The 13,132-nt window shown below is 72.0% G+C and carries 11 protein-coding genes; 6 read left to right on the plus strand and 5 right to left on the minus strand.

Features of this window, described 5'->3' with window-relative positions; translation table 11 throughout:
• The first annotated feature begins 4 nt into the window (after nt 1-4).
• The 4 genes from macS to ABEG17_RS15815 all read left to right on the plus strand — a co-directional run bounded on the left by macS (nt 5) and on the right by ABEG17_RS15815 (nt 4,483).
• A complete protein-coding gene (gene macS / locus ABEG17_RS15800; protein ID WP_406833220.1) occupies nt 5-1,219 on the plus strand; it encodes a MacS family sensor histidine kinase in 1,215 nt (404 codons plus the stop codon).
• Nucleotides 1,216-1,944, plus strand: a complete 729-nt coding sequence (locus ABEG17_RS15805) for a response regulator (protein WP_406830433.1) — start codon at nt 1,216-1,218, stop codon at nt 1,942-1,944. Before macS ends, ABEG17_RS15805 begins: the two co-directional genes overlap by 4 nt.
• Before the next feature lie 83 nt (nt 1,945-2,027).
• Nucleotides 2,028-3,380, plus strand: coding sequence for a class II 3-deoxy-7-phosphoheptulonate synthase (locus ABEG17_RS15810; RefSeq protein ID WP_406830434.1), 1,353 nt, complete (start codon nt 2,028-2,030; stop codon nt 3,378-3,380).
• Nucleotides 3,381-3,421: 41 nt separating this feature from the next.
• Nucleotides 3,422-4,483, plus strand: coding sequence for a threonine aldolase family protein (locus ABEG17_RS15815; RefSeq protein WP_406830435.1), 1,062 nt, complete (start codon nt 3,422-3,424; stop codon nt 4,481-4,483).
• A 91-nt stretch (nt 4,484-4,574) separates the two neighbouring features.
• On the opposite strand, the gene ABEG17_RS15820 is transcribed toward ABEG17_RS15815, so the two are convergent.
• The 3 genes from ABEG17_RS15820 to ABEG17_RS15830 form a co-directional block, all read right to left on the minus strand.
• Nucleotides 4,575-5,489 (minus strand): DMT family transporter, encoded by a 915-nt coding sequence (locus ABEG17_RS15820; RefSeq protein WP_406830436.1) that lies wholly within the window; start codon nt 5,487-5,489, stop codon nt 4,575-4,577.
• A 33-nt stretch (nt 5,490-5,522) separates the two neighbouring features.
• On the minus strand, nt 5,523-7,505 hold the full coding sequence (pknB, locus tag ABEG17_RS15825) for a Stk1 family PASTA domain-containing Ser/Thr kinase (RefSeq protein WP_406830437.1): 1,983 nt from the start codon (nt 7,503-7,505) through the stop codon (nt 5,523-5,525).
• Nucleotides 7,506-7,574: 69 nt separating this feature from the next.
• Complete coding sequence (locus ABEG17_RS15830) at nt 7,575-8,909, minus strand: LysM peptidoglycan-binding domain-containing protein (protein WP_406830438.1); 1,335 nt, start codon at nt 8,907-8,909, stop codon at nt 7,575-7,577.
• 176 nt (nt 8,910-9,085) lie between these two features.
• Between ABEG17_RS15830 and ABEG17_RS15835 the strand changes: the two genes are divergently transcribed.
• Entirely contained in the window at nt 9,086-9,469 is a 384-nt protein-coding gene (locus ABEG17_RS15835; protein WP_406830439.1) for an Rv2175c family DNA-binding protein, read from the plus strand.
• An 85-nt stretch (nt 9,470-9,554) separates the two neighbouring features.
• On the opposite strand, the gene ABEG17_RS15840 is transcribed toward ABEG17_RS15835, so the two are convergent.
• Nucleotides 9,555-10,640, minus strand: coding sequence for a polyprenyl synthetase family protein (locus ABEG17_RS15840; protein ID WP_406833221.1), 1,086 nt, complete (start codon nt 10,638-10,640; stop codon nt 9,555-9,557).
• 136 nt (nt 10,641-10,776) lie between these two features.
• On the opposite strand from ABEG17_RS15840, the gene metF reads away from it, so the two are divergent.
• Nucleotides 10,777-11,694, plus strand: a complete 918-nt coding sequence (metF, locus tag ABEG17_RS15845; RefSeq protein ID WP_406830440.1) for a methylenetetrahydrofolate reductase [NAD(P)H] — start codon at nt 10,777-10,779, stop codon at nt 11,692-11,694.
• 108 nt (nt 11,695-11,802) lie between these two features.
• Here the strand turns inward: metF and ABEG17_RS15850 are convergent, their stop codons facing one another.
• A complete protein-coding gene (locus tag ABEG17_RS15850; RefSeq protein ID WP_406830441.1) occupies nt 11,803-13,086 on the minus strand; it encodes an MFS transporter in 1,284 nt (427 codons plus the stop codon).
• Nucleotides 13,087-13,132 lie beyond the last annotated feature (46 nt).

Below are 13,132 nucleotides of genomic sequence, written 5' to 3' on the forward strand. Positions count from 1 at the left end.
GACGGTGGGGGAGCGCACGACACCGGGGGACGGTGCAGCTCGGGGGAACGGCCGACACCAGCGGCTCGTCGTCACGCTGCCGGACTCCCAGCCCGAGGTGGTCTCGGCGTTCTGGAGGGGCATCGACGTCTTCCGTCCGATCGCCCTCGCGTACGCCGCGTACTCCTTGTGGGACCGGCCCCACGACCTCGTCCGACCGGCCCTGGGGTGGGGCGTGCTGGCGGTGCTCGGCGTCTGGACGGTGTTCCTGGTCTTCCACCGCCGCCGGCGGTTGTCCCTGGTCGTCGTGGAGCTGCTCCTGGCGGCCGGCGCGATCCTGGCCACGCGGCTGGTCGACTCCGCGGACGCGATCGAGGCCGGGTCGCGGACGCTCCCGGCGATCTGGCCGGCGGCGGGGGTGGTCTCGGCGGCAGTGCTCCTCGGTCGCAAGGGCGGGTTCGTGGCGTCGGTGTTCATCGGCGTCGTCGACCTCGTGGAGGTGGGTCGAGCCACGTCCAACACCGTCAACAACATCGTCCTGCTGCTGCTCATCGGCACCCTGATCGGCTACGCCGTCGACCTCGCGCGGGAGGGCCACACCAAGCTGCGCGAGGCGCTCGCGCTCGAAGCCCGGGTGCGCGAGCGCGAGCGCCTGGCCCGCACGGTCCACGACGGTGTCCTGCAGACCCTGGCCTTCATCAACCGTCGCGGGGCCCAGCTCGGTGGCGAGGCCAGGCAGCTCGGTGGCATGGCGGCTGAGCAGGAGCGTCTGCTGAGGGCCTTGGTCAGCGCCGCGACCCCCGACGACTCGGCCTCCACGGTGCCCGGTGACGTCGACCTGCGCCAGCAGCTCGGGCGGTATGCCGAGGGCCGGGTCCACCTCGTCGCGCCCGCCGATCCGGTCCTCGTGCCCTCGCGGGTCGCGAACGAGCTCGTGGCGGCGGTGGGGGCAGCCCTGGACAACGTGTTCCAGCACGCCGGTGCGGACGCCCAGGCGTGGGTCCTGGTCGAGGACGAGGGGGAGACCGTGGCGCTGACGGTGCGGGACAACGGTGTCGGTATGCCGCCCGGTCGCCTCGACGAGGCTGCCGGAGCGGGCAGGCTGGGGGCCTCCTCGAGCATCTGCGGTCGGTTGGCCGACCTCGGGGGAGAAGCGGTGTACTCGGGCCGGGAGGGCTCCGGGACGACGGTGACGATGCGGGCGCCCAGGGCGGGCGTCCGTGGTGGGAGGACGGCATGAGCGAGCAGCAGACGCAGGGGAACGGGCCGGCGAGGGAGCCGGCCACGTCACAGGACGTGGCGGGGCCGTCCGGCCCGACCACCGTGGTCGTCGCCGACGACCACCCGCTGTGGCGCGACGCCGTGGCCCGCGACCTCGTCGAGGCGGGGATGACCTTGCTCGCCACGGCTGACGACGGACCGTCGGCCGTCCACCGCACCAAGGCGACCCGCCCCGACGTCCTGGTGCTCGACCTGAACCTGCCCGGCATGCAGGGCCACGAGGTCTGCGCGGCGCTCGGCTCCCTGCCCACCCGGGTGCTCGTGCTGTCGGCGTCGGGGGAGCAGCAGGACGTCCTGGCAGCGGTGAAGGCCGGGGCCACGGGCTACCTCGTGAAGTCGGCGACCCGCGAGGAGATCGTGGCTGCCGTCGAGGCGACCGCCCGCGGGGAGGCGGTCTTCACCGCCGGCCTGGCCGGGCTGGTGCTGGGGGAGTTCCGCAAGATGTCGACCCAGCCGCAGGCCGACCCGTCACGCCCGATCCCCGAGCTCACCGAGCGCGAGACCGAGGTGCTCAAGCTGGTGGCGACGGGCATGTCCTACAAGGAGATCGCGTCCGAGCTGTTCATCTCGCACCGCACCGTGCAGAACCACGTCCAGAACACCCTCGGCAAGCTGCAGCTGCACAACCGGATCGCGCTGGTGCGGTTCGCGATCGCCAAGGGCCTGGACACGCCCACGGCCTGAGGCACCCGCCATACCGGATGGGGTGGGTGACCGCGATGCGGGCTGCGGGACGGGCCCGTGCGGCTCGCACCTATCCTTGACCGGTGAGCACCACGCAGCACCATGACGCCCTCGCCAGCCTCGCGGCCGGTGCCGACCTCCCGGCCGCCCAGCAGCCGACCTGGCCGGACGCCGCGCGCCTGTCCAGCGCCGTCGCCGAGCTCGCGTCGTATCCGCCGCTGGTGTTCGCCGGTGAGTGCGACGTCCTGAAGTCGCGGATGGCTGCAGCCGCGCGCGGTGAGGCGTTCGTCCTGCAGGGTGGCGACTGCGCCGAGACGTTCGCCGCGGCCACGGCCGACAACATCCGTGACCGGGTCAAGACGATCCTGCAGATGGCCGCCGTCCTCACCTACGGCGCCTCCGTGCCGGTGGTCAAGGTCGGGCGGATGGCCGGGCAGTACGCCAAGCCCCGCAGCAGCGGTGACGAGACCCGCGAGGGTGTGACCCTGCCGGCCTACCGCGGTGACATGGTCAACGACTTCGACTTCACCCTCGAGTCGCGCACGCCTGACCCGCAGCGGCTCGTGAAGGCCTACCACGCCAGCTCGGCCACGCTGAACCTCGTGCGCGCCTTCACCATGGGCGGCTTCGCCGACCTGCGCCACGTCCACGACTGGAACAAGGGCTTCGTCTCCAACTCGGCCAACAGCCGTTACGAACGCCTCGCCAAGGACATCGACAAGGCGATGAAGTTCATGTCGGCCTGTGGTGCCGACTTCGACGCCATGCGCACGACCGAGTTCTTCTCCGCCCACGAGGCGCTGCTGCTCGACTACGAGCGTCCGCTGACCCGCGTCGACAGCCGCACCGGTGAGCTGTACGACACCAGCGGTCACTTCATCTGGGTCGGCGAGCGCACCCGCGACCTCGACGGCGCCCACGTCGACTTCGTGTCCAAGGTGCTCAACCCCATCGGGGTCAAGCTGTCCGCCAAGGCCGAGGTCGACGACGTCCTGCGCCTGATCGACAAGGTCGACCCGGACCGCGAGCCCGGTCGCCTGACCTTCATCACCCGGATGGGGGCCAAGACCGTCCGTCAGGCGCTGCCGACCCTGGTCGACAAGATCACCGCGTCGGGCGCGCAGGTCACCTGGATCTGCGACCCCATGCACGGCAACACCTTCGAGTCGGCCAGCGGCTACAAGACGCGCGACTTCGAGGACGTCGTCGAGGAGGTGCGCGGGTTCTTCGAGGTCCACCAGGGCCTGGGCACCGTGCCCGGCGGCATCCACGTCGAGCTCACGGGCAACGACGTCACCGAGTGCATCGGTGGCGCCGAGAAGATCCTCGACGCCGACCTCAACAAGCGCTACGAGACGGTGTGCGACCCCCGGCTCAACCACCAGCAGAGCCTGGAGCTGGCCTTCCTCGTCGCCGAGATGCTCTCGAAGGACTGACCGCCGCGGGCGCGACCGCACCGACCTCCTAGGCTGCAGCCATGCCTGCTGCCATCGACGTCGACCTGCTGTCCGACACCCTGACGCGGCCGACGGAGGCGATGCGCCGTGCCATGTCCACCGCAGCCGTCGGTGACGACGTGTTCGGTGAGGACCCCACCGTCCGCGAGCTCGAGGAGCGGGTGGCCGGGCTGCTCGGCCACGAGGACGCACTGTTCACCCCGACCGGGTCGATGGCCAACCAGCTCGGGCTGCGGCTGCACGTCACCCCCGGCGAGGAGCTCATCGCCGACTCGCTGGCCCACGTCCTGCGCGCCGAGATGGGGGCCGCCGCAGCGCTGTCGGGACTGTCGTCGCGCTCGTGGGTGGCCCGGCGCGGGCTGCTCGACGCGGCCGACCCCCTGGCGCTGATGATCCCTGACGGGGGCACCTACCAGGTCAACACCCGCCTCGTCGTCGTGGAGAACACCCACAACTTCGGGGGCGGCACCGTGCAGCCCCTCGACCAGATCGAGGCGCTGCGCGCGGGTACGCAGCCGCGCGGGGTCGCGATGCACCTCGACGGTGCGCGCCTCTGGAACGCCCACGTCGCCACCGGGGTAGCGCTCGCCGACTACGGCCAGCACTTCGACACGGTCAGCGTCTGCCTCTCCAAGGGCCTCGGTGCCCCGGTGGGCTCGGTGCTCGTCGGGTCACGCGACCGCATGGCAGCCGCCCGCATCTGGCGCAAGCGCTTCGGCGGCGGCATGCGCCAGGTCGGCATCCTCGCGGCGGCAGGGCTGCACGCGCTCGACCACCACGTCGAACGCCTCGCCGACGACCACGCCCGGGCGCACCGGTTCGCGACCGCCGCGGCTCAGGCGGCCCCGGGTTCGATCGACCCGGGCACCGTGCAGACCAACATCGTCGTCCTCGACGTGTCCGTCGCGGGCTGGACCTCGGCCGCCTTCGTCGAGGAGGCGGGCCGACGCGGCATACGCCTCTATCCGGTGAGCCCCACGGGTGTCCGCCTCGTCTGGCACCTCAACGTCGACGACGCCGGCACCGACCGCGCGGTCGCGGGCCTGGTGCCCCTGCTCGAGCAGGGTCCGGCCGCCGCCTGAGGCCCACGGGTCCTGGACCCGGCCCCGGGGATGCCAGGGGCGCAGCATCCTGCGCCTCTGGCATCCCCGGACGCTGCGCGCCGGCGCTTCCTCAGACCTCGTGGTGCAGCAGCTCCGCGGGTGGGTCCTCCTCGGCCGTGGCGTCCGGTGAGCGCCGACCGAGGATCTCGACGACATACATGGCCGTGAGCACGAGGCCGCCCCCGAGCAGCATCCGCGCCGTGAGGGACTCCCCACCGAACAGGACCGCGAAGAAGGCCGCGAAGACCGGCTCCATCGTCATGACGATCGCTGCCCTCGTGGCCGGGAGGTGCGACTGCGCCCAGGTCTGCGCCCAGAGGGCCACGGCGCCGGCGATGAGCGCCATGTAGAGCAGCGAGGCCCACTGGCCGCCGCCCTGCGGCAGGGTGATCCCGCCGGGGACCGCCCCCACGAGGGCGACCGCGGTGATGACGAACGCCTGCACCGTCGCGAGGCCCGTCGCGGACGCCGCGGTGGAGTAGCGGCCCAGGCCGATGATGTGCAGCGCGTAGAGCACCGCCGCGGCCAGCGTGACCACCTCGCCGAACCCCACGGACATCCCGCGCAGGGACAGCACGCCCAGCCCGATCGTCGCCAACCCCACGGCCAGCCAGGTGGACCCCGGTATGCGGTCGCGCAGCAGCACCGCGCCCAGGACGGGGGTGAGGACGACGTAGGTGCCCGTGACGAAGCCGGAGACCGACGCGTCGGTGTGCTCCAGACCGACCGTCTGCAGCAGCTGCGCGAGGCCGTAGAGGACGCCGAGCCCGACGCCGATGACGACCTCCCGTCGGGTCAGGGCCAGGGTCTGGCGCCGGAACACCAGGGCCATGACGACCGCGGCGATCGCGAACCGCACCGCCAGGAAGTCGGCCGACGGCACGTGCTCGACGAGGTCTCGGATGAGGAAGAACGTCGAGCCCCAGACCGCGGTGACGCTGACGAGCAGCAGGGTGGCCAGACGGCTGGCGGGCAGTGAACGCACGCGGGGGCTCAGGGAGACTCGGAGGTGCGCGGGTCAGACCACGACGAGCGTGACGACCGTGGGCTTGCCGTTGGCGTCCCGCAGGGGCGCCATGCTGCCGCCGGCCGGGTTCTGGCTCCGCACGGTGCCGAACAGGCCGCCCATGAACCGCTCCACCTTGACCTCGAAGCCCGCAGCCTTGAGCTGCTGGACCGCGTCGGCCTCCTGCTTGCCCTGGACGTCTGGGACCTTGACCTGCTCAGGGCCCTTGGAGACGACGAGGGTGACCTTGCCGCCCTTGAACAGCGTGCCGCTCGAGGGGTCCTGGGAGATGACGCTGCCCTTGGGGATCTTGTCGTCGTTCTTCTGCTGGGTGGCGTCGACCTCGAGGCCAGCGCCGGTCAGCGCCTTCACCGCGTCGTCAGCGGGCTTGCCCGTGAAGTCGGTGACCTGGATCGGCTCGCGGCCCTTGCTGACGACGAGGTCGACCTGGGCCCCCCGCTTGAGCGACGCGCCCTCCTTCGGGGAGACGCTGATGACCAGGCCGTCAGCCACGGTCTCGCTGAAGGCCTGCGTGGTGCTCCCCAGCGTGAGCTTCGCCGCCTTGATCCGGGCCGTGGCCTCGTTGGCGCTGGCCCCCACGACCTGGGGCACGGCATACCGCTCCGGGCCCTTGGACACGGTCACGGTGACCGCCTGGCTGCGACGCAGCTCGGTGCCGGCCCCGGGGTCGGTCGAGATGACCACGCCCTTGGGGATGGTCTCGTCGAAGGCGTCGACGCGTTCGGGGGACAGGTGCGCGGTCTTCAGGGCGCTCTGCGCCTGGGCGTACTGCTGGCCGGTCACACGCGGGACGGTCGTCGGCGAGCCGGGACCTCCCAGGAACCACCAGGCGGCGATGCCGGCGACGGCGGCCACGGCCAGGACGGCCACGATCGCGCCCCACGGCCCCCGGCGTCGGTCGCCAACGACCCGCCCCTGCAGGGCGCGGCCGCTGTCGGGGGCGTACGGGTCGGGCCCGGGAGGAGCGGTGGGGGTGTGGTCCATCGGCAGGGCCACCGGACCGACGCGACGCTGCTGGGGCGAAGCCTGGGCGGGTAGGGCGCTGGTGCGCTCGACCGCCACGGTGCTGGCTCCCGCACCCATCGCCGAGGGCCCCTCCGGCCGGCGGTCGAGCTCGGTCGGGGTCAGCATGGCGCGGGACCTGCGCACCTCGGCCAGGAAGTCGGCGGCGTCGGCGGGCCGCTGGTCGGGGTCGCGCGCGGTGGCCAGCGCGACGAGGGCGTCGAGCTCGGCCGGCACGGTGGTGACCCGCGACGACGGGGCCGGCACCGAGCCGTGCACGTGCTGGTAGGCGATGTGGATCGGGGAGTCGCCGGTGAACGCCTTCGTGCCGGTGAGCATCTCGAACAGGATCAGGCCGGCGGCATACACGTCGCTGCGGGCGTCGGCGATACCGCGCTCGACCTGCTCGGGGGACAGGTAGGCCACCGTCCCGAGGAGCACCCCCGTCTGGGAGTAGGAGGTCTGGTTGCTCACCGCGCGGGCCAGGCCGAAGTCGGCGACCTTCACCGTGCCGTCGTCCTCGCGCAGGATGATGTTCTCGGGCTTGATGTCGCGGTGGATGATGCCGGCCCGGTGCGCGGCGCCGAGCGCCTGCAGGACCGGGGCCATGATGTCGAGCGCCGCCCGCGGGGTGAGCGGGCCCTCTGCCTTCATGACCTCGCGCAGCGTCTGCCCCGGGACGTACTCCATCGCGAGGAACATGTGGCCGTCGTCGTCGCCCTGGTCGAAGACCGACACGACGTTCGGGTGGGACAGCCGCGCCGCGGACCGCGCCTCACGCCGGAACCGGCTGACGAACGCCTCGTCCTGGGCCAGGTCGCGACGCAGCACCTTGAGGGCGACGTCGCGGTCCAGCCGGGTGTCCAGGGCCAGGTAGACCGACGCCATTCCGCCGTCGGCGATGTGCGACTGGACGCGGTAACGCCCGTCGAGCACACGGCCGAGCAAGGACTCGGTGACACCTGAAGACACCCGCAAAGTGTAGGAGGTGAAAGTGGGCAACCGGTGCAGGCAGGTCCGGGAGCGTGCCCACCGGGCCTCCTAGAACCGGCTGCGGTGGGCCTTGACCGCCTTCACGTAGAGCTTCGTGTCGGCATACATCCCGTGGTGCTGGACCGAGTAGAGCCCCTGGTAGTAGCCCGCGATGGCCTGGTCCACGCTCGTGGCGGAACGGGTCAGCGACCGCAGGATGACGACGCCGGCGGTGATGTTGTCCTGGGTGCGCATGAGGTTCAGCCTGCGCCCGCTCATCTGCGAGGCCCACTCGCCCGAGGAGGGGATGACCTGCATGACGCCGATGGCGTTCGCGACCGAGACCTGGCGCTGGTTCCAGCCGGACTCCTGCCAGGCGATGGCCAGGGCCAGCCGGGGGTCCAGGCCGTGCCGGCGGGCGGTGGCGACGATCATGCTCCGCGTCTGGCTGCGGCTCGGGACCGAGGAATGGGCGAGGGTGTTGCGGTTGCGCTGGGCCGCGCCGACGGTCGAGCTGGGGTAGGTGCGCCCGGCGAACGTGTTGGCGCTGCTGGCCGAGGAGGCCTTCCTGCCCGGCACGCGCAGCTTCTGCCCGACGCTCAGGTGGTTGGCGTTGGCGAGCCGGTTCGCCTTGAGCAGGGCTGCCTGCGAGACCCCGTGGCGCGCGGCGATGCCGCTCAGGGTGTCGCCGCTGCGGACCGTGTAGCCCGAGGTGGTGACGGTGGCGACGGCGGTCGTGCCGCGGACCTTGAGCTTCTGTCCCGGGTGGATGACGCTGCGGGCGCTCAGGTGGTTCATGGCGTAGAGCTTGGCGAGGGGGGTGCGCGTCCGGCTGGCGATGGCGCCCAGGGTGTCGCCGCTGCGGACCGTGTAGCGCGTCGTGGACGTGTGGCTGGTGCTCGAGGGACGACTGGCGCTCGCGGGGCGGCGGGCGCTCGCGGCGCCGGTGCCGGGGATGCGCACCTTCTGGCCGATCTGGAGCATGGAACGGCTCGACAGGTGGTTGGCCTTGAGGAGGGCCGCGAGGGAGACGCCCTTGCGCGCCGCGATGCCGCCGAGCGTGTCTCCGGATCGCACGGCGTAGGTGCTGCGGGCGATCGCTGCGGCGCGGGCCTTCGCGGCGGCACGGGCCCGGGCGGCCTCCGACCGGGCCTGGGCCGCGGTCTTCGGGACCGAGAGGTGCTGGCCGATCGACAGGTGGCTGCCGCCCCCGGAGAGCTTGTTGCGCGACAGGAGCACCCCCGTGGTCGTCCCGTGGTGGTCGGCGATCGCTGCCAGGGTGTCGCCGCTGCGCACGGTGTACGAGGTCCAGCCGTGGGGAGCGGGCTTGGCCTTCTGGACGACCGCGGGGGGTGCGAGGGTCGAGGCCGACGGGAGCGCCGCGGGAGCGATCACAGGGGTCATCGGGTGCCTTTCACGGGTGCACACCGCTCAGGAGACGGTGACTGCAGTGGGGGGAGGTGCGCAAGGGGAAGATGGGGCGACTGCGACGAGAGTGAAAGGTACACCACGCAAGTACGCCCATATCGACTTACATCGATGTAATTTGCAATGCTCGCCGGTGCTGGCAGGCTGTCCTCGTGACCGACCAGACCCCCACCGCGCCCGAGCCGTCCCTGGAGGACCTCGTCGGGTCCTGGCTGACCGTCCCCGACGTGGCCGAGCGCCTCGGGATCCCGCTGTCCGGCGTGCGGCGGCTGATCGAGGAGCGCGAGCTGCTCAGCGCCCGCATCGGCGAGCGCCGGGTCGTGGCCGTGCCGGAGCAGTTCCTGCTCGAGACGGTCTACCCCTACCTTCGGGGCACCTTCACCGTGCTCACCGACGGTGGCATGAACGACGAGGAGATCCTCACCTGGCTGTTCACGCCCGACGAGACCCTGCGGGTCCCCGGCACGCCGGTCGACAACCTCGCGGCCGGGTTCAAGACCGAGGTGCGTCGTCGCGCCATGGAGCAGGCCTTCTAGACCCCTCCCGGGCGAGGTACGGCGCCCGACGGTAGGGCGCGTGCTACCGCTGACGGTAGGGCGCGCGCGACCGCGCGCCGTGGTCTCAGTGCTCGCGGGTGGTGGCGCTGTCGATGAGCTGGTCGAGCACGGTGACCGCTTCGGGGTCCAGGCCGCGGGTGGACTTCAGCGCCATCCGGGCAGATCCGGCGAGCCTGGCGATGTCCGCCTCCACCGCGTCGACGGCGCCACTGGCCGTGATCACCTCGCGCAGGTGGTCGACCGACTCGCCGTCGAGGTCGGGGTCGCCGAGGCGGGACTCCACGAGGGTGGCCCCGGCGTCGTCGGACCCGGCGAGGGCGTGGGCGACCAGAACGGTGCGCTTCCCCTCGCGCAGGTCGTCGCCCGCAGGCTTGCCGGTGGCCACGGGGTCACCGAACACGCCGAGCAGGTCGTCACGGAGCTGGAAGGCCTGGCCGAGGTCGAGGCCGTAGCGGGACAGGGCGGCAAGGTCCTCGCCGTCCGCACCGCCGGCACTGGCCCCGATGAGCAGCGGGTGCTCGACCGTGTACTTGGCGCTCTTGAAGCGGATGACGCGCTCGGCGCGCTCGATGCGCTCCGCGGTCGGCACGCCGTCCCAGGAGCGGACGGACTCGACGACGTCGAGGAACTGACCACCCATGAGCTGGGTGCGCATCCGGTCGAAGACCTCACGCCCGCGGGCGAGGTGGCCGGCGTCCAAGCCCGAGGTGGCATACAGCTCCTCGGTCCAGTTGAGGCAGAGGTTGCCGGCGAGGATCGCTCCCGCGACACCGAACCGTCCTGCGTCACCGGACCACGACTCCTCCTCGTGGCGGGCGGCGAGCGAGCGGTGCGCGGCAGGCATGCCGCGCCGGGTGTCGCTGTCGTCCATGACGTCGTCGTGGATCAGGGCGGCGGCCTGGAAGAACTCCATGGCGGTCGCCACGCGGACGAGGGAGTCCGAGTCCGGCTGGCCGGCGCCGCGGTAACCCCAGTAGAGGAACGCCGCCCGCAGCCGCTTGCCGCCGGTGAGGAGCCGGGCGACTGCACCGAGCAGCTCCTGCGCGTCAGGGCCGACCTCGGCGAGGACGACGGCCTGGTGGGCGAGGACGTCGTCGACGCACCGTTGGACGCGCTCGCGCAGCTGTGCGGCATCAAGGGGGCTGACCACCACGCGCTCCTCCTGTGCCCTGTTGCGGCCTGCTCGGTCATGGTTGCCTTGCGTCAGCACCCGGTCGGCGGCGGCGGCGTCTCACCGTGTGCTGGCCATGAGCCTACGGCGTGCGCCCTCGACTAGTCTCACCGCCATGGCACTGGGGCAGCCCTCTCGTCTCGTTCGACCGGCGCAGCTCACCCGGTCGATCCCCGGCATGCTCGCGTCGCCGAGCCCGTCGGTGAGCTTCGAGTTCTTCCCGCCGAAGGACGACGCGAGCGAGGCCGCCCTCTGGGACGCCATCCGTCGCCTCGAGTCGGCCCGGCCCGACTTCGTCTCCGTGACGTACGGCGCCGGCGGCTCCAACCAGGACCGCACCGTCCGGGTCACCGAGCGGATCGCGCGCGAGACGACGCTGACCCCGCTGGCCCACCTCACCTGCGTCGGCGCGTCCGTCGCCACGCTGCGCCAGGTCGTCGGCCTGTATGCCGCGTCAGGGGTCCGCAACATCCTCGCCCTGCGCGGGGACCCGCCGGGCGACCCCGGCGGCGAGTGGGTCGCCCACCCCGAGGGCCTCGACCACGCCACCGACCTGGTGCAGCTGATCAAGTCCTTGGGGGACTTCACCATCGGCGTCGCGGCCTTCCCCGACGTGCACCCGGCATCCCCCAGCTTCGAGCACGACGTAGAGATCATGGTCCGCAAGGCCGACGCGGGGGCGAGCTTCGCGATCACCCAGATGGTCTTCGACGCCGAGAGCTACCTGCGGTTGCGTGACGCCGTCGCGGCGCGGCGTCCCGGCCTGCCGATCACGCCTGGACTCATGCCTGTGACGAACTTCAAGCAGGTCGCGCGGATGTCGCAGCTCATGGGCACGCCCCTGCCCCAGTCGGTCGTGTCGAGGTTGGAGGCCGTCGCCGACGACCCGGCCGCGACGCGGGAGGTGGGTGTGCAGATCGCCACCGAGATCGCCGCCCGCATGCTCGGGGAGGGTGCACCGGGGCTGCACTTCATCACGATGAACCGCTCGACGGCGACCCTCGAGGTGCACCGAAACCTCGGCCTGCACTGACGGCGGTCCGTCACCACGAGTGGCGCGGTGGCAGTAGTGGTGGCGGATGCGGCCGTTGCGCCACCACGAGTGGCGCGGTGGCAGTAGTGGTGGCCGCGGCCCCGGTGGTCAGTCGCGGGTGGTGAAGCGTCGCAGCAGGGCGGCGGCGGCCGACAGGACGGCGACCACGACGCCATACACGGTTGCCGTGGTCTCCAGACCCAGGTGCGGCACGGCGAATCCGGCTGCGACAGCAGGGAGTCCGAAGGCGAGGTAGCTGATGACGAACACGGACGAGAAGAGCTCGCCGCGCTGGTCCGGGCCCACGGTCGGGGTCACCGAACGCATGATCCCGAGGAACGACGTCCCGAACCCGGAGCCCGCGACGAGCACGGCCAGCAGGAAGCCCACCGGTGAACCGACGTGCATGGCCACGAGGGTCAGGGCGGTGCCGACGGCGAGCATCACGGTGCCGTAGAGGGTGACGGCACGCGCGGACCGGTGCCGCGCGAGGTACGAGCTGAGGCCGCCCGCCCCGGTGAGGAGCGTGACGGCGGCACCCTGGGCAATGTGGTCACGACCACCGAGGGATGCCACGAGCGGTGCACCGAGCGACAGGTAGAGACCACCCGTCGCCCACCCTGCGACGAGGGCGGGAGCGCTGCGGCTGAACGCTTTTCGCGCGGTCGTGGGGATGCCGACCTGCGGCCGAAGCGAACGTACCCAGCCGTCGTGGCGCGGCGAGGTCTCCGGCAGGGCGAGGGTGATGACGGCCAGGACGAGATAGGCGGCGGTGAGGGCGCCGAAGACCAGGGGCAGCGCGAGCGGAGACCAGTCGAGGGCGGCGCCGGCGGCGAGCGCCCCTGCTGCCAGTCCCAGCATCGGCGTCACGCCGTTGACGGTGGCCGCGAGTCCGGGGCGGTTCGTCGGCTCGAGGTCGACGACGGCAGCCGAGACCGTCGACATGAGCAGGCCGGCAGCGACGCCCTGGACGGCTCGCGACACCATCAGCGTCGTCACGTCGTCGGCGTGCCAGAACCCCACCATGCTGGCGGCCAGGACGACGAAACCGAGGGCCAGCACGGGGCGGCGGCCGATGTGGTCCGACAGTGACCCGGTCACGAGCAGGGTCACGAGGAGGGTGAGGGCGTAGACGCCGAAGATCGTCGTCATCGTGCCGGCCGAGAACCCGATCTGCGCCTGCAGGACGGGGTAGAACGGTGAGGGGGCGCTGGCCCCGATCATCAGGGCGCCCACGGCGCCGACCGCAGTGGTGAAGGCACGGCCGCGTCGCAGCCGTCGCCGCGTCCGAGCTGAGGGGGTCGGGCGGGGGGTCGCTGCGGGGGTCGCGTCGGGGGTCGCTGCAGAGGTCGCGGCGGTCAAGACGGTGCTGGGGGTGGTGCGCTCGGCCATGACGGCAACCTCTCGGAATGACAACGGTTCGATGTTTGTCGAACGG

Origin of the sequence: Pedococcus sp. KACC 23699, from assembly GCF_045348425.1 — a bacterium.
Classification (GTDB): Bacteria; Actinomycetota; Actinomycetes; order Actinomycetales; family Dermatophilaceae; genus Pedococcus.

Coding starts and splice junctions, on each gene's coding strand:
- ABEG17_RS15805 (WP_406830433.1), top strand. CDS start 1,216: ATGAGCGAGCAGCAGACGCAGGGGAACGGGCCGGCGAGGGAGCCGGCC.
- ABEG17_RS15815 (WP_406830435.1), top strand. CDS start 3,422: ATGCCTGCTGCCATCGACGTCGACCTGCTGTCCGACACCCTGACGCGG.
- ABEG17_RS15830 (WP_406830438.1), bottom strand. CDS start 8,909: ATGACCCCTGTGATCGCTCCCGCGGCGCTCCCGTCGGCCTCGACCCTC.
- metF (WP_406830440.1), top strand. CDS start 10,777: ATGGCACTGGGGCAGCCCTCTCGTCTCGTTCGACCGGCGCAGCTCACC.
- ABEG17_RS15850 (WP_406830441.1), bottom strand. CDS start 13,086: ATGGCCGAGCGCACCACCCCCAGCACCGTCTTGACCGCCGCGACCTCT.